Here is a 12,411-nt window from a genome sequence, read left to right as displayed (position 1 = left end):
CGGTGAGGTGGATACGGGCCGGAAGTTCGCAGCTTCCGGCCCTTTTCGTTGGGCTTTACGCTCTCTCGATTGTACCTAAGAGTTCCCCACTATTACCTAGTTTCGGGGCGTGTCGGTACTCAGAGTTCCCTAGTGTTGGTACCTGCTCAGGCGGCCTTACGCCGGTTGTAAGCGTTCGCTTTGGCCGTGTTCGCGTCCTTGCACGGCTGGCACTGCTCCATCCCGTGGCGGCGGTGCTGCCGGACCCCCCGTTCCGTTCCGCACGCGTCCGGGTCATCCGGGCGGCGTGGACGGCCCAGGGCAGGCTTCTCGTCGGCACCCCCGTACTTGTACCCCATCAGGCCGCCCTCTTCCGTGACCGCCAAGCACGCCGGTACTCCAACCACGCCCGGTGACAATCCGCGCACGGGGGCACCTCGGACCGGAGGTGCCGGGCGTACCCGGCATAGGTCCCGCAGGCGCCCGGCTGGAACTCCCGGATAGCCGGTGCCGTCCGGCCACCCCGCCGCTCAATGTAATCCCGGCTGTACGCAGCCTGGGCGTCCTTGCACGGCCGGCAGGCAGGCATCAGCCCATACTTTTGGTGCTGCCGGTAGCCGGCGTACGTTCCGCACTTGGACGGGTCGAACACGCCAAGGCGCGGGGCCGGGGTGGGGGTTGATTCTTCCTCAATGTCGCGGATCGTCCCGCGGTACTGGTAACCCATCAGGCCGCCACCTCCTTGTTGAAGCAGCCCTTGGCCCGGCAAGACGCCATGATCCCGTCAAGCTGGCCCTTCACGAGCTTCCGGCGTTCCTCCGCCTTTGCGTGGTACGAGTCCACTGACATCTTCGCGGGGCCCTGATGGACCCAGCCCCGGTACGGTTCCTTATAGTCCAGCCACCCGTCATAGAGGACCTGGCACTTCTCGTGGGGGAAGATCATGCCGCCCACCCCGCCAGTTCCCGCTGGGTCTCAATCAAGGCCATAAGCTGGCCGCCAATGAGGCGCGTATACGCCGGCGGGATTGCCTCCGCGATCGACTTGCGGTTGTCCGTCCAGTCGATACCCATAGCGGTCTGCCACTGGGCCACGGTGCCCTTACCCCCGCCCTCGCCGTAGACAGCGAAGTAGGGCCCATCGAACCACTCCCCATGCCGGTACCCGGCCACACGGCCGCGGTGCTTCTTATGCTCCGGGGCGATAGCCGCCCACCCGCCCAACTCGAAATAGCGGTGGCGGATGACGCCCAGGTCGAACATCTCCCCGCAGAGAGTCAGGTCCCGGCGGAGGTCGGAACCCTGGACGTTCTCAATCACAGTCGGGACATTCAGCAGCGCCAGGAGAGCGCGTGTTGCCGGGATGAGGTTCAGATATTCGGCGCCCTTATTGGTGCCCTTGGTCAGTGCGCAGGATGCCTGGCACGGGGGAGAAGCGTGGACGGCGTCGTACTCGTGTCCGTGGGCGGCGAGGTAGGCGAGGGCGTCCCCCTGGATGAATGTGCCGGGGTAGTCCGGCTGGGGTGCGATGTCTACGCCATCGACGTCGAACCCGGCATCCATATATCCCTTGCCGGCGCCGCCTGCACCGCAGTACAGGTCCAGGATCTTCGGGCGGCTCATGCCGCCCTCCCGTTGATGCGGATCCAGGTGGTGGACCGGTCGATGCCGATGGCGTCCCCGGTGCGCTGATAGGTGGCGCCGGCCTCGATGGAGAGTCGGGCTATGTCGTCTTGGATTTCCCGGAGTTCCGCTTGGACCTTTGCGAAGGCATCGTGCGCTTTGGAGACCCTGCTCAAAATGTTTAGTAAAACGTCTGGATTAGTTGTTGCATTGGACTCAGGCGCGGTTGTATTGTTTTTCAAGAAGACCATTCCCTCCCAGTGGATGGTTGGCCCGTCTCGATGTTGACGCAACGAGGCGGGCCTCTTTGTTTTGTTTGCTGGTAGTAACAGTCTACCCGATTGTTCCCCAATTTTGGTAAGTGACGGACCAAGGATTACCCGTGTCGCCCGACTTTTGTACTCAGTTTTCCTCAGCCCTCCTACTTGGGTGGCGGAAGTTCCCGGGCACACAAAAAGGGCCAGGAACCGTAGTCCCTGGCCCTCCCGTGGTGCTGACTAGAACGGCGGCGAGTTGTCAGCGCCGTTCCATGGGTCAGAGGCCGCCTGCTGGCCGCCGCCCCAGTTCCCCTGCTGCGAGGACTGCTGGCCCTGCTGCTGACGCGGGATGATGCCGATGTCACGGGCGTTGATCTCCAGCGTCTTGCCGGCGGTCCCGTCCTTGCCCTCCCATTCACGCATCCGCTCCTGGCCGGTCACAATCACCCGGTCACCTTTCTTCAGCACCTCAGCGAGGGCTTCGGCCTTCTTGTCCCAGATGGACACTCGCCGCCATGTGGTGCCGTCCTCATCCCAGCCGCCCTGCTGATTCTTCTTGCTGTGGTTCTCTGCGAGGGAGAACTCCAGGACCGGCTTCCCGGACGGGGTGAACTTCAGGGCCGGTTCCCCGATGTTGCCTACTACTGTTGCGTCGCTCATGCTGCTGCCTGTTCTGTGAGTGTGTACTTGGTGAGGTTGTCGGGGTGGAAGCCGTGCCAATGGAGATCCGTTTCCGGGGTGCGGCCCGCGACGATGACGACGGGCACGCCCTCATACCCCAGGGCCTTGATCGCTTCCAGATCGGCCGGGGACGTCGTGACATCCACGGCGCTGTACTCGACGCCCCGGTTATCGAGCCAGCGTTTCGTGGCCCGGCATGGCTGGCAGTTCGGTTTGGTGTAGACGGTTACGGTCACGCTGCTGCTTTCTCTGTGATGGTGCGGTGGTAAAGGTTGTCGATGAGGTACCACTCCCGCGTGGCAAGGTCGTAGAACGGTTCGTCCTCCGGCACCTGCCAGCGCGAAAGCTTCCAGCCGTAGTCCCTGGCACGTTTAGCCCACGTGGCGTTGGATTCGATGAGCCCGTTGACGGATGAGCACATGACAATGACGTTGGCCGGCCGGTCAAGAACGCGGGAACCTCCCATGCCGCGGCCTGCCCGGTGGTTCGGCACGAGTGTGTCTTCCCGGCCGACGCACCCACAGATGCAGTGGAGGTCCCGGGCGAGGTACAGGGCGAACTGGCGGCCGTTCACGCCGTCAGCCCCTGCCCCGTACCCTGCGCCGACCACTCAGACTTGATAGCGGAGTTGAGGGAGCGCCCAATATCCAGCCGGTCCCGAAGGACCCGGATCGCTTCCCGCGCCGCCCTCAACACCTGGTCCGCGATCTCCGCGTCCAGTTTCAGATCCGCCGTGTCCACGATCGCCTGATGCTTGCGGACGTCCATGGGGCCTTCGGCTTTGAGGAAGTTCCGGGAGAGTGTTACTTCGTAACGGGCCCGTGCGCGTACGGCCGCCTCGTCTAGGTCCCGGATCTCCCTCTGTTTGTTATCCAGATCCCGCCCGAGTTGGGCGAGCTGCAGGATCACATCGTTGGTGGTGGGCGTGCTCACGCCGCGGCCTTACCAGCGGCGACGATCATGGCAAGGATCTGCTCCGGAGCGCCGTCAGCCTTCGCCGTCTGCCAGAGTGCCCGGTAGTCGTCACTGTCTTGACACTCGTCAATCTGGTCCTGCCACTGCTTCCGGACCTCTTCACTGACGGCCGGTGCACGATTGAGTGTCCGTGCCGGCGCGGGCTCCTCAGCGGGAGCGTCCACCTTGCCCTGCTCCTCCGCCGCGTCATGCAGGTCTCCCTTGTGCCACAAATCCAGGGCGGCGCCGAACCTCATCCCGGCGTTGCGGAGCGCGTCACCGATGGCTTCCTTCACAGCGTTCGCCCCGCGCTTGCCCTGCGAGTCCCCATAACCGAGACGGGTCACCCCGCAGATGGTCAGGCGGATCCACAGCCCGCCGTCCTTGTCGAACTGGGGCAGCCCGTCCGGGCCGATAGCGAGGGGCTCCCAGAACCATTCCGGGTCCACCTCCAGGAGCCGGTCCGTGAGGGCGGCGTGGCCCACATAGTCCAGGTGCACGGCGGGCAGCCCGTGGAAGCCGCCGCACTCCCGGCACTGGCCCTTCTGGGAGTCGGCGCGGTAGGGCTTGGGGAGTTTGTTGATCTGGTTCGGGGCGAAGGGTTCCCGCAGCCGGGCGAGGCCGGTCGCCTTGTCAGTCTTGGTCGTCATGATGCCTCTTCGAATTCGATAGCGGGGTAGGGGATGGGGTCCAGGACTTTGTGTTTGGCGAGCCCGAACCGGTAGATCGCGTGGGCGTGCTTGAAGATCTCGAAATGCTCCAGGAGTTCGGCGCGGTCCCTGGCGAGGGGGTGGAGTTCGGTGCCTTCCGGGGTGATGTGGGCGACGTACGACGCCTGGATCACGGGGAGTGCCAGCTCCGTGGCGGGGTCGTCCGGTTCGACGTAGAAGTCAGCGCACGAGTACGCCGCGCACTGGGCCTTCGTTTCCCGGTACACCCCGTTGGAGGTCTTCAGGTCCACCATCACCGGGTCCGAACCATTCAGGCCCGGGAGCCGGACTATCGCGTCGAACCTGCCCGCGTAGCCCATGCCCCGGTGCGCGACCGTCTTCTCCACCAGGACCGGTTCCACCCGGAACGCGTCCAGGAACCGCACATACCCGTCCACGTACGGGTAGAGCTCTTCGGGGACGTCCACGGGTGCGCCGTGGATGATGCGTTCGGCTATGTCGTGGACGGCGGTGCCGCGGATGCCGGCGGTGTCGCGTTCCCGGTCCGGGGCGGTCCGGATCTCGTCCAGGGATGCTCCGGGGTTGGCGATCGCGTACTCAGCGGCGCGGCGGGCAGCCCACGGGACAAGGAAGGGCTTGGGGATACCTCCGGAGAGGATGGTGGTGACGGAGGTGGTGCGCTTCCCGTCCAGCGTGTACTTGTGGCCCTCCTCATGGAAGACCAGGCCCTTAGTCACGGTGGTCATCGGTTCATCTCCACATAGGTGGCTGTGATGCCGAGGTCCCGGCCGCCGCAGGAGCGGGCCACCTCTTTGGCCCGGTACTCGTCCTGGCCGTAGGAGCCGATCACGGCGCCGATCTCGTCATAAACGATCCACTCCCCATAGGGTGCGTCGTCTTGTGGTTCCCAGCTCATGAGTCCTTCTTCTGGTCGATGTCGTCACAGGTGCAGTCGGTACAGGTGTGTTCTCCGCAGTTCGCGCATATCCCGGCGCCCCGGCAGTAGCAGCCCACGGTCACATCCCCAGGAAGTCGCCAAGGACGGCGAAGCAGAGGACGATGGTGAAGACGTAGACGGCCCCGGCGAGGGAACCGAACACCAGTTCCCCGCGGCGTGTCAGGCGGATACGGCGGCTCATGCTGCCAGCTCCCAACGGGTGCGGACGCCCACGACCATGAACGTGATTTCCTCGAACAGGAGGGCCGTGATCCGGTCGCGGAGTTCGGTACGGTTGTCGATCGTCCCGGACTGGTTCACGTCCAGTTCCTCGTGGGTGCCGGCGTCGATGCTGGCGAGTTCACCCACGTACATGACGATGGTGTCCAGGTCGGCGGGGTTGATGTCCTTGGCGAGGATCCAGGAGAGTTTGCGGGCGAGGTCTTGCAGTTCGGCTTCGGTGTAGCCGCCGATGGGAAGCTCGGCGTGGAAGCGTTTCGCTTCGGTGTGGACGATGTTCGCGGCGAGGTCCTTGTCGAACAGGTAGCTGTGGGTAAAATCGAGGGAGTCCATTGCTAGTTCCTTTGACTGGTTAGCGGTGGGTGGGGGTCCGGTAGTTCGCGCTGCCGGACTCCTTTGCTGATGGGAATAAACTTACCAGTTGTTCCCGAAAGTTACTAGTCGGAATGGGTGTTTGGGGAAGAATCTTCGGAAAGTTCCCAAACGCCGATCGGCCGACGCTCAATCACAAACCCCGTCAGGCCCTGCTCCTCCGCGTCCCGCACCGCCCCGGCGTGTGTGTGGAACCCGCAGGAGAGCGTCACGTCCCCGGACCGGGCCGCGTACTCCCACCCCGCCTGCTCCACCCACCCCGAACGCACCATGGCCTCAATCGCGGCACGGGCTTGCACGTCCAGGAGTTCATCGGGGGAGTGGGCCGCACCCTCAGCGTCGTTGATCGCCTGACGCACAGCAGGGAACAGGTCAGTCATGACCGGGCTCGTCATAATGGGGGAGTGTGGCGAAACGGTGGAGAGTGTCCGCCCTCCGCGCCTTGGTGAGCGCATCCGGTTGCCCGCAAATCACTGCGACGGCCATGTGCCGCTGCTCCTGTTGCCACTCGGCTGCGAGTTCCGCGTCTGTCAGGCGCTTGGATTCCTTCAGGGCGCTCTCTGCTTTGACCTGCTGCCGATAGCCCTCGATCTGATGCCCGTACAGAGGACGCTCCAGCTTCGGGTACACGGTGAGTTCCAGTGGCCGGCTCATCGGTTCGCCACCTCCAGCAGGACATCCGCGTGGCAAGGCTCATCCAGTCGGCAGAAGCAGGCCAAATTCTTACCCCGGAGCGGCGCGAAAACCTCCGGCCGTTCACGGGCATCAAACTCAGCGCAGAAACGGAAGCACTCAACTGCCTGCTCCCGCGTCAACGGCTCATGCGGTTCCTTACTCCACACGCCGGAGTCATCCACCGGAATCCAGCCCGTGCTGCCGATGGAGAACGGGTTGCCCCACCTACCCGGACGGCACACGCTCACGGTGTTCTCTGGCATCCGCCAGCCCTTGGTCCGCTTCCGCTGGACACGTACCGGGCTCATCGGTTGGCCCTTGGCTGCTTGGCCCGCCACGCCTCAACATCAGCCCACGGGATCCGGATAGGCGACGTCCGCCCGTTCGTCTTGTACGCGTTCGGGAAATCTCCGGAGCGTGCCATGGTGCGGACCGTCTCCGGGTGCATCGACAGGTATTCGGCCACGTCCTTCACCCGGGCATCCCCGGTCAGCGCGGTCATACCGTCACCGCCTGGCGGATGACGTGGTGACCGCGTCCACTGCAGGAGGGGCAGAAGTCCGCGCCCCGGTAGCAGTTGGCGGCCCTGCAGCGTCCCCTGCTGCGGCGCCCGGTGCCCTTGCACTTGGGGCACTCGATACCGCGCCCCGTGCCGCCACAGTCCGTGCAGGCAATACCGGCAGCGAGAACGCGCTTCATCTCTTGGTAGGTGGCGGGCGCATTGCCGTCCGTGCGGGTATCCATCTCATGCCGCAGGAGGGCCGTCAGGTTGTCCCACTCCGGCAGCAGCCGGTCCCATTGGGTGGATCGGCCGGTCATGCGCTCGCGCAACTGCTCCGTGCTGATCCCCCGGAAGTTGCAGTAGTTCATGCAGCGGCGGAGGTCGGACGGGTCATGTGGGTGATCTCGGCCGCCGCCTGCGATGGCCTGCGCCGAAAGCCCCATCTCCGGGAACGTCACGCGGTCACCTCCTGGGGGAGCTGCGTGGCCTCGTACCCGGCGTAGAACACCGCGTCACGGTAGCTGCTGAACGTCTCCCGGCCCTGCGGCGTCCGCACATACCAGAACCTACGGGACGGGACACGGACCACACAGCAGTCCTGCTTGCACTGGTAAACCTTGATCGGCTTCATGCCGACACCTCCAAGCTGAATAGGTAGTCGCGGAACTCGTCGTCCGCTTTGTTCATGGCGCGATCCGTGGCGTTGCCGAAGTCGTAGGCGCACTGAGTGTGGATGGCCTTGCGGTGCAGGTCCAGGAGCTTGTCCCGCTCATCCGGGGTCACGCTGCGGCCCGCCAGACGCTCACCAGGGAGCCACGGCGCTGAGGCCGGCGCGACTTCCGCGCACCAACCCACCGGATCACCCCGTCAGCGGCGGCCTGCCTAAAAAGGGATCCCCACATCGCAGATGATGGGGGCTCACGCAGGTCTGCCTGTTGCGTAAGGTCATAGGCGTCAAAGGGCCGCCCCATCTGCGCTACCTTCTCCAGCGCCTCACGAGCATCAGATTCCCAATCGAGATCAGTCAGCGCTATTGCTTGGCTCATACTGCCGCCCTCCTGTCGAGGTCGTTATGGGTGAACAGTTCGTTTCGTTTGGCGCTGACGGATGCAGCGGCATCCTCCAGGCGGTCAAAGATGCCGACGTAGATTGAATGGCCGGAGTGGTAGACGCTGCCGCGCCACTTCCTGCGGTCTCTGTCCCATGTCACGCCGCGGAACCCTGACTTGTTATCCCGGTCAAGGCCGCCACGGTTCTCGCCGTTCTGCTTGTTGGTCACAGCCCGGAGGTGTTCGGGATTTACGCACGGGGGGTTATGGCATATGTGGTCAATGACCAACCCTGCCGGGATGTCTCCGTAGTGCAGCGCATACGAAACTCGGTGGGCGGTTGAAGCCGTTTTCTTACCGTTGCGCAGTCCGTTGATGCTGCCGTGCCCGAACCGCATCCTTCCGCCTGTCCAAATCCAGCACGTTGGGGTCTTGTTGATTCGCCCCCAGAAGGCATCCGGGTAGATAGCAAGGTCCCCGGCTTGTATCCGCCCGGTCATCGGGCGGCCTTCGGGGCGCGGATCACAGACGGTGCTACACCGAGGTAGGCGGCGGCCTCATTCAGGCGCTTATCCGTCATCCCCCGGTAACCGGTCTCGATGTGCGTCACCCCCACATGGGTGGTGAAACCAAGGGCTTGGGCGAGCTCGGCTTGGGTGATGCCGCGGGCGAGGCGGACGGCGCGGAGGTTCTCTCCGGTGGCGGCAGGGTCGGGGTCGTTGTGGCGGGGGCGTGGGCCCCGTTTCTTCGTAGTAGTCATATAGGGAATATTACGGAACACTAGGGAACTATGCAAGTAAGAGCCGGGAACAACCCGGGAATACTTCCAGAACCACAACCAAGTAGTTTTCGAACATACTTTCGAAAGTCCACTTACTTGCCGAATGTTGGGAAGAGTTGCCCGGAAAGCGCCGCTTGTTTCCTCAAACAAAGTCAGCGATTCTTAGCACGTGGAATACACAGAAGCACTCACACGAATAGGCGACCTCGTCCGAAAAGGACGCCTCGCCATGGACCTCGCACAACAACCCTTCGCCAAACATGCCGAGGTGGACCTCAAAACCCTGCGGTCCCTCGAAAAAGGCGAACGCGCCCCCTGGGACACCACACAATCCAAGGTGGAAAAGGCTCTAGGCTGGCGGCAAGGAGTCATCAAGGAGGTCCTCGACCACCACGAAATCATCCCGGCAGAGTCCATCACCGCCGAGTACATGCGCGAAGGAAACGGCGAAGCGACCTGGCTCGACCTGTCCGCCGAAGAGGAAGACAAAACACGCCCCGTCACCCGCGCCGGCCTCCTCACGAATGAGGAACTTATTGGCGAGCTTGCATATCGTTTACGTCACAAATCCAGGGGTATAGCGGGGGCCTTCCCAGCCTAACAAGCACCCCCGACAATACCCGACTCATATATGCCGGTTATGGAACTTTAGGGAACTGGTCTTATCCTGAATCTGCCCGCTCAACTGGCGGGTACTTCACTGGGGAAAGACCGCACATGCTCACCACCATCAACACCGTCTCACAGGCCATGCACACCCGCGCCCACACCTTCTACGGCACCGAGTGCCCGACCGGGTGCGAGGACGCCAAGAAATGGGCCGCCCGCCGGCTCATCACACCGAGGGCGTTCCTCACAGCCCGCCGCGTCTCCCGCGACCTGGACCACCTGGCCGAACTGTTGAATGTGACGGCGTCTGACGTGTGCAACTACATCGCCTCACTGGACCCGGATGAGTGGCTGATCATGGCCCGCCTGACCGGAAGCACGGGCGGCTGCAATGGCCAGGGTTGAGGACCGGTGGACCCGGAAAGACCGCACCCGCACCCCACTGTACGGAAAAGGGCTCCGCTGGCTCGCCGTCTGGTCCGAAGGTGGGGATGAGCGGAAGAAGTCCTTCGCCACCAAGGACGCCGCCAAAGCGCACCTGACCTGGGTGGAGCACAACCAACGCTCCGGGACCTACGTCAACCAGGACCGGGGCCGCGTCTACGTCAAGGAACTCCTGCCGGACTGGGTAAACGCCCAAGCCCACCTCGCCCCCTCCACAATGGCAGCCACCGAGTCCGACGTCCGCGCCACCATCGCACCGTACTGGGGGAACCGGATCCTGGCCGACATCACCCGCGCCGACGTCCAAGCCTGGGTGACCGGGATGGGGAAAGCCGCCCGGACCGTAGACACCATCTACGGCCGGTTCCGGTCCTTCCTGAACTGGTGCGTGGAGGAAGGCCGGCTGGTCACCTCACCCGCCAAGGGCGTGAACCTCCCGGCCGGGAACAAGCGGGAGCACATCTACCTCACCATCCCCGAAGTCCGGGCCCTGGCCGACGCGATCGACGCCCACTACCGGGACCTGGTGTGGTTCCTCGCCACCACAGGTCTCCGGTTCGGGGAAGCCGCCGAGCTCCGCACCAAGGACGTGGACCTCCGCCGGAAACGGATCCGGGTCGCCCGGGCCGTGACCGACGTCAAAGGCCGCATGGTGGTGGGGCCGCCGAAGAACGGGGAGTCCCGGGACGTGCCGCTGACCGGGTTCATGCTCGACCGCATCCAACCCCACCTGACCACCAGGGACGCACTCGTGTTCCCAACCCCGCGGGGGAAGTGGATGCGGTCGAACAACTTCAAATCCAGAACCTATGACAAGGCGGTGGAGGCTGCGGGTCTGCCGCTGGACCTGTGGGTCCACGACCTGCGGCACACGGCCGCGTCCCTGTCCATCCACGCCGGGGCCTCCGTGAAGTCCGTCCAGCGGATGCTGGGGCACGCCTCCGCGAAGATCACCCTTGACGTCTACGCGGGCCTGTTCGACCAGGAACTGTCCGATGTCGCGGCGCGGATGGACTCCCTGATCTCTGACTCTGGGATTCTGAACCTCCCTAGAACCTCCCTGAGGGCTGTATAGGCCGCGCCGTTCCGGGGTTTATCTGGACGTTTACACCGTGGATGTCATCGGTTCGATCCCGGTAGGACCCACCAGCAAAACCCCGTTGCCCGCCGACCCGGCGAAGGCAGCGGGGTTTTTTCTTGCCGGTCCTCCTGTAGGCCGATTGTCTGACCCTTGCCATAGGTTGCAGCAATGGAACACGTCATAGTGCACACAGACAGCGACGGGATGCCGACGGCGGTGCTGAGCAGGGGCAGGGAATGGGCCGTGGGTGCCGAGCCAGTCAGATGGTTCGAGCGCATCAACTGGTGGGAAACCAGCCGCCGGATGCCAAAGGGCAGCGGCGGAGTGGACGTGGAGGTCCTTCAGCTGCAGGTCAGGCTGGGAAACAACGCCAAGTCGGCCCTGGCCACCATGTACCTGCAGCGCGACGGCCTGGGAGGCGGGTGGCGGCTGAGGGAATCCGCAGCAGGGGCGGCCTGAGGAGCCGCTCGCCGCCGGCCGGTCGCGGGCATTGGAAAACCCTCCACCGCGACTATTGGGGGATGCCGCGGGGGAGGGCTTGGGATGAATATACCGTGAACTGCCGGAAACAAAAAGCTGTCCGCATTTCATGACTGTCACTTGGGCATGGCGCCCATGGCTTTGGGCGGAGCTTTGGCTGCGACAGTGGGTACCGCTTATTGCCGGACGGGGATGAACACCCGTGGCTGCTCCGTCCAGGTATCGGCCATTTGGGACATAGTGCGCCGCATGATCCGGTCGGACGCTTCACGGGCAGCTTCGGCGTCACCCCTGGCTATCGCCTCCGCCACGTCCTCATGCCACTGCAGGGCTGCCTTGTGCGGGTGGTCCGGCATCAGTCCGTGGACAGTACGGCCGGTCAGGGTTTCGGCCACCTGGCCCATGAGGTTGGCGAACATCTCGTTACCCGAACCCGAGAGCAGCAGCGAGTGGAACCGGATATCCAATTCCAGGAAGCGGGAAACTTCCCCGTTGTTGCCGGCCTCCCGCATGGCATGGGCAACATCCACGAGCTCCATCCGCAACGGGGCCGGGGCGTTCTGTGCTGCCAGTTCGGCAGCCGCCGGCTCCACCGCGGCCCGCAGTTCGGCAAGGGAGCGCAGCTGCGCGCCGCGGGCATCGCTGGCCAGCCGCCACCGGATTACCTGCGGGTCGAAGGGATTCCAGCGGCTTGCCGGCAGTACCCGGATGCCCACCCTCTTGGTGGTCTCCACCAGCCCCAGCGACTGCAAAACCCTGACTGCTTCCCGGATTACCGAACGGGAAACCTTCAGTTCATCCTCAAGCTGCTCGGCGAGCATGACGTGGCCGGCAGGGAGGTCCCCCGAGATAATCCGGGTGCCCAGGTTTTCGATGGCACGGTGGTGGAGGCTGCTGGTCATGCTGCTAAGCCTAGTTGTTGGAAACCCCGCGTTTGCAGCCGGGAACTGTGCAGGCCGGGCGTCTGGGAAGGGAGCGGGGTGGGTCCCGGGCAGTCGTCCTAGACTGGCAACGACACACAACGGGTTCCATGACGCGGACGTTACTTTCGCGTCACCGCCAGAATATATATGCTTT

Annotated in this window: 27 protein-coding genes and 1 pseudogene; 4 read left to right on the top strand and 24 right to left on the bottom strand. The window is 64.1% G+C overall.

The annotated features are described in order from the left end of the window. Positions 1-146 precede the first annotated feature (146 nt). From LFT49_RS12285 to LFT49_RS12190, 23 genes and pseudogenes are all read right to left on the bottom strand, one after another. Complete coding sequence (locus LFT49_RS12285; protein ID WP_237428364.1) at positions 147-407, bottom strand: hypothetical protein; 261 nt, start codon at positions 405-407, stop codon at positions 147-149. 298 nt (positions 408-705) lie between these two features. Then, on the bottom strand, positions 706-924 hold the full coding sequence (locus LFT49_RS12280; protein ID WP_237428363.1) for a hypothetical protein: 219 nt from the start codon (positions 922-924) through the stop codon (positions 706-708). Next, positions 921-1,601, bottom strand: coding sequence for a hypothetical protein (locus LFT49_RS12275; protein WP_237428362.1), 681 nt, complete (start codon positions 1,599-1,601; stop codon positions 921-923). Before LFT49_RS12275 ends, LFT49_RS12280 begins: the two co-directional genes overlap by 4 nt. Further along, positions 1,598-1,777, bottom strand: a complete 180-nt coding sequence (locus tag LFT49_RS12270; RefSeq protein ID WP_237428361.1) for a hypothetical protein — start codon at positions 1,775-1,777, stop codon at positions 1,598-1,600. Before LFT49_RS12270 ends, LFT49_RS12275 begins: the two co-directional genes overlap by 4 nt. Positions 1,778-2,098: 321 nt before the next feature. Then, the gene (locus tag LFT49_RS12265) at positions 2,099-2,518 is read right to left on the bottom strand and encodes a single-stranded DNA-binding protein (protein ID WP_237428360.1); all 420 of its coding nucleotides are present in this window, start codon (positions 2,516-2,518) and stop codon (positions 2,099-2,101) included. Beyond that, complete coding sequence (locus LFT49_RS12260; protein WP_237428359.1) at positions 2,515-2,775, bottom strand: glutaredoxin family protein; 261 nt, start codon at positions 2,773-2,775, stop codon at positions 2,515-2,517. The genes LFT49_RS12265 and LFT49_RS12260 overlap by 4 nt, the downstream gene beginning before the upstream one ends. After that, a complete protein-coding gene (locus tag LFT49_RS12255) occupies positions 2,772-3,149 on the bottom strand; it encodes a hypothetical protein (protein ID WP_237428358.1) in 378 nt (125 codons plus the stop codon). Before LFT49_RS12255 ends, LFT49_RS12260 begins: the two co-directional genes overlap by 4 nt. Beyond that, complete coding sequence (locus tag LFT49_RS12250) at positions 3,110-3,472, bottom strand: hypothetical protein (RefSeq protein WP_237428357.1); 363 nt, start codon at positions 3,470-3,472, stop codon at positions 3,110-3,112. Before LFT49_RS12250 ends, LFT49_RS12255 begins: the two co-directional genes overlap by 40 nt. Beyond that, entirely contained in the window at positions 3,469-4,143 is a 675-nt protein-coding gene (locus LFT49_RS12245; RefSeq protein WP_237428356.1) for a hypothetical protein, read from the bottom strand. Before LFT49_RS12245 ends, LFT49_RS12250 begins: the two co-directional genes overlap by 4 nt. Next, positions 4,140-4,910: a hypothetical protein gene (locus LFT49_RS12240; RefSeq protein WP_237428355.1), complete on the bottom strand. Its 771-nt coding sequence runs from the start codon at positions 4,908-4,910 to the stop codon at positions 4,140-4,142. Before LFT49_RS12240 ends, LFT49_RS12245 begins: the two co-directional genes overlap by 4 nt. Then, complete coding sequence (locus LFT49_RS12235) at positions 4,907-5,080, bottom strand: hypothetical protein (RefSeq protein WP_237428354.1); 174 nt, start codon at positions 5,078-5,080, stop codon at positions 4,907-4,909. Before LFT49_RS12235 ends, LFT49_RS12240 begins: the two co-directional genes overlap by 4 nt. A 100-nt stretch (positions 5,081-5,180) precedes the next feature. After that, complete coding sequence (locus LFT49_RS22605) at positions 5,181-5,303, bottom strand: hypothetical protein (RefSeq protein WP_272912516.1); 123 nt, start codon at positions 5,301-5,303, stop codon at positions 5,181-5,183. After that, complete coding sequence (locus tag LFT49_RS12230; RefSeq protein ID WP_237428353.1) at positions 5,300-5,674, bottom strand: hypothetical protein; 375 nt, start codon at positions 5,672-5,674, stop codon at positions 5,300-5,302. Before LFT49_RS12230 ends, LFT49_RS22605 begins: the two co-directional genes overlap by 4 nt. Positions 5,675-5,778: 104 nt before the next feature. Continuing rightward, a complete protein-coding gene (locus LFT49_RS12225) occupies positions 5,779-6,093 on the bottom strand; it encodes a hypothetical protein (protein WP_237428352.1) in 315 nt (104 codons plus the stop codon). Beyond that, positions 6,086-6,367, bottom strand: coding sequence for a hypothetical protein (locus LFT49_RS12220; protein WP_237428351.1), 282 nt, complete (start codon positions 6,365-6,367; stop codon positions 6,086-6,088). Before LFT49_RS12220 ends, LFT49_RS12225 begins: the two co-directional genes overlap by 8 nt. Next, on the bottom strand, positions 6,364-6,651 hold the full coding sequence (locus LFT49_RS22745) for a DUF4326 domain-containing protein (RefSeq protein ID WP_442863708.1): 288 nt from the start codon (positions 6,649-6,651) through the stop codon (positions 6,364-6,366). The genes LFT49_RS12220 and LFT49_RS22745 overlap by 4 nt, the downstream gene beginning before the upstream one ends. A gap of 41 nt (positions 6,652-6,692) precedes the next feature. Then, positions 6,693-6,890 carry a helix-turn-helix transcriptional regulator gene (locus LFT49_RS12215; protein ID WP_237428350.1) on the bottom strand — a complete coding sequence of 66 codons (198 nt, stop codon included), beginning with the start codon at positions 6,888-6,890 and terminating at the stop codon, positions 6,693-6,695. After that, positions 6,887-7,348 carry a hypothetical protein gene (locus tag LFT49_RS12210; RefSeq protein WP_237428349.1) on the bottom strand — a complete coding sequence of 154 codons (462 nt, stop codon included), beginning with the start codon at positions 7,346-7,348 and terminating at the stop codon, positions 6,887-6,889. Before LFT49_RS12210 ends, LFT49_RS12215 begins: the two co-directional genes overlap by 4 nt. Then, positions 7,345-7,521 carry a hypothetical protein gene (locus LFT49_RS12205; RefSeq protein WP_237428348.1) on the bottom strand — a complete coding sequence of 59 codons (177 nt, stop codon included), beginning with the start codon at positions 7,519-7,521 and terminating at the stop codon, positions 7,345-7,347. The genes LFT49_RS12210 and LFT49_RS12205 overlap by 4 nt, the downstream gene beginning before the upstream one ends. Next, entirely contained in the window at positions 7,518-7,673 is a 156-nt protein-coding gene (locus LFT49_RS12200) for a hypothetical protein (protein WP_237428347.1), read from the bottom strand. The genes LFT49_RS12205 and LFT49_RS12200 overlap by 4 nt, the downstream gene beginning before the upstream one ends. A 259-nt stretch (positions 7,674-7,932) precedes the next feature. Continuing rightward, complete coding sequence (locus tag LFT49_RS12195) at positions 7,933-8,169, bottom strand: AP2 domain-containing protein (protein ID WP_237428346.1); 237 nt, start codon at positions 8,167-8,169, stop codon at positions 7,933-7,935. Between the two features lie 39 nt (positions 8,170-8,208). Then, a pseudogene (locus tag LFT49_RS22740) lies at positions 8,209-8,337 on the bottom strand (HNH endonuclease); the annotation flags it as partial. A gap of 98 nt (positions 8,338-8,435) precedes the next feature. Then, positions 8,436-8,699: a helix-turn-helix domain-containing protein gene (locus tag LFT49_RS12190; RefSeq protein WP_237428345.1), complete on the bottom strand. Its 264-nt coding sequence runs from the start codon at positions 8,697-8,699 to the stop codon at positions 8,436-8,438. Positions 8,700-8,949: 250 nt separating this feature from the next. Between LFT49_RS12190 and LFT49_RS12185 the strand changes: the two genes are divergently transcribed. The 4 genes from LFT49_RS12185 to LFT49_RS12170 all read left to right on the top strand — a co-directional run bounded on the left by LFT49_RS12185 (position 8,950) and on the right by LFT49_RS12170 (position 11,313). Next, a complete protein-coding gene (locus LFT49_RS12185; RefSeq protein ID WP_237428344.1) occupies positions 8,950-9,321 on the top strand; it encodes a hypothetical protein in 372 nt (123 codons plus the stop codon). 116 nt (positions 9,322-9,437) lie between these two features. Then, on the top strand, positions 9,438-9,734 hold the full coding sequence (locus LFT49_RS12180) for a hypothetical protein (protein ID WP_237428343.1): 297 nt from the start codon (positions 9,438-9,440) through the stop codon (positions 9,732-9,734). Next, positions 9,721-10,848 (top strand): tyrosine-type recombinase/integrase, encoded by a 1,128-nt coding sequence (locus tag LFT49_RS12175; protein ID WP_237428342.1) that lies wholly within the window; start codon positions 9,721-9,723, stop codon positions 10,846-10,848. Before LFT49_RS12180 ends, LFT49_RS12175 begins: the two co-directional genes overlap by 14 nt. Before the next feature lie 174 nt (positions 10,849-11,022). After that, positions 11,023-11,313: a hypothetical protein gene (locus LFT49_RS12170; RefSeq protein ID WP_236798638.1), complete on the top strand. Its 291-nt coding sequence runs from the start codon at positions 11,023-11,025 to the stop codon at positions 11,311-11,313. A 197-nt stretch (positions 11,314-11,510) separates the two neighbouring features. Here the strand turns inward: LFT49_RS12170 and LFT49_RS12165 are convergent, their stop codons facing one another. Beyond that, complete coding sequence (locus LFT49_RS12165) at positions 11,511-12,236, bottom strand: FadR/GntR family transcriptional regulator (RefSeq protein WP_237428341.1); 726 nt, start codon at positions 12,234-12,236, stop codon at positions 11,511-11,513. Positions 12,237-12,411 lie beyond the last annotated feature (175 nt).

The sequence above is a fragment of the Arthrobacter sp. FW306-06-A genome (genome assembly GCF_021870055.1).
Taxonomy (GTDB): Bacteria; Actinomycetota; Actinomycetes; order Actinomycetales; family Micrococcaceae; genus Arthrobacter.
This window is presented reverse-complemented; position numbering and strand designations above follow the sequence as displayed.

Bases quoted from the DNA above. Each gene is read 5' to 3' on its own strand.
- LFT49_RS12280 (WP_237428363.1), bottom strand. From the start codon at position 924: ATGATCTTCCCCCACGAGAAGTGCCAGGTCCTCTATGACGGGTGGCTG.
- LFT49_RS12275 (WP_237428362.1), bottom strand. From the start codon at position 1,601: ATGAGCCGCCCGAAGATCCTGGACCTGTACTGCGGTGCAGGCGGCGCC.
- LFT49_RS12265 (WP_237428360.1), bottom strand. From the start codon at position 2,518: ATGAGCGACGCAACAGTAGTAGGCAACATCGGGGAACCGGCCCTGAAG.
- LFT49_RS12245 (WP_237428356.1), bottom strand. From the start codon at position 4,143: ATGACGACCAAGACTGACAAGGCGACCGGCCTCGCCCGGCTGCGGGAA.
- LFT49_RS12240 (WP_237428355.1), bottom strand. From the start codon at position 4,910: ATGACCACCGTGACTAAGGGCCTGGTCTTCCATGAGGAGGGCCACAAG.
- LFT49_RS12235 (WP_237428354.1), bottom strand. From the start codon at position 5,080: ATGAGCTGGGAACCACAAGACGACGCACCCTATGGGGAGTGGATCGTT.
- LFT49_RS22605 (WP_272912516.1), bottom strand. From the start codon at position 5,303: ATGAGCCGCCGTATCCGCCTGACACGCCGCGGGGAACTGGTGTTCGGT.
- LFT49_RS12230 (WP_237428353.1), bottom strand. From the start codon at position 5,674: ATGGACTCCCTCGATTTTACCCACAGCTACCTGTTCGACAAGGACCTC.
- LFT49_RS12225 (WP_237428352.1), bottom strand. From the start codon at position 6,093: ATGACTGACCTGTTCCCTGCTGTGCGTCAGGCGATCAACGACGCTGAG.
- LFT49_RS12220 (WP_237428351.1), bottom strand. From the start codon at position 6,367: ATGAGCCGGCCACTGGAACTCACCGTGTACCCGAAGCTGGAGCGTCCT.
- LFT49_RS22745 (WP_442863708.1), bottom strand. From the start codon at position 6,651: ATGCCAGAGAACACCGTGAGCGTGTGCCGTCCGGGTAGGTGGGGCAAC.
- LFT49_RS12215 (WP_237428350.1), bottom strand. From the start codon at position 6,890: ATGACCGCGCTGACCGGGGATGCCCGGGTGAAGGACGTGGCCGAATAC.
- LFT49_RS12205 (WP_237428348.1), bottom strand. From the start codon at position 7,521: ATGAAGCCGATCAAGGTTTACCAGTGCAAGCAGGACTGCTGTGTGGTC.
- LFT49_RS12190 (WP_237428345.1), bottom strand. From the start codon at position 8,699: ATGACTACTACGAAGAAACGGGGCCCACGCCCCCGCCACAACGACCCC.
- LFT49_RS12185 (WP_237428344.1), top strand. From the start codon at position 8,950: ATGGACCTCGCACAACAACCCTTCGCCAAACATGCCGAGGTGGACCTC.
- LFT49_RS12180 (WP_237428343.1), top strand. From the start codon at position 9,438: ATGCTCACCACCATCAACACCGTCTCACAGGCCATGCACACCCGCGCC.
- LFT49_RS12175 (WP_237428342.1), top strand. From the start codon at position 9,721: ATGGCCAGGGTTGAGGACCGGTGGACCCGGAAAGACCGCACCCGCACC.
- LFT49_RS12170 (WP_236798638.1), top strand. From the start codon at position 11,023: ATGGAACACGTCATAGTGCACACAGACAGCGACGGGATGCCGACGGCG.
- LFT49_RS12165 (WP_237428341.1), bottom strand. From the start codon at position 12,236: ATGACCAGCAGCCTCCACCACCGTGCCATCGAAAACCTGGGCACCCGG.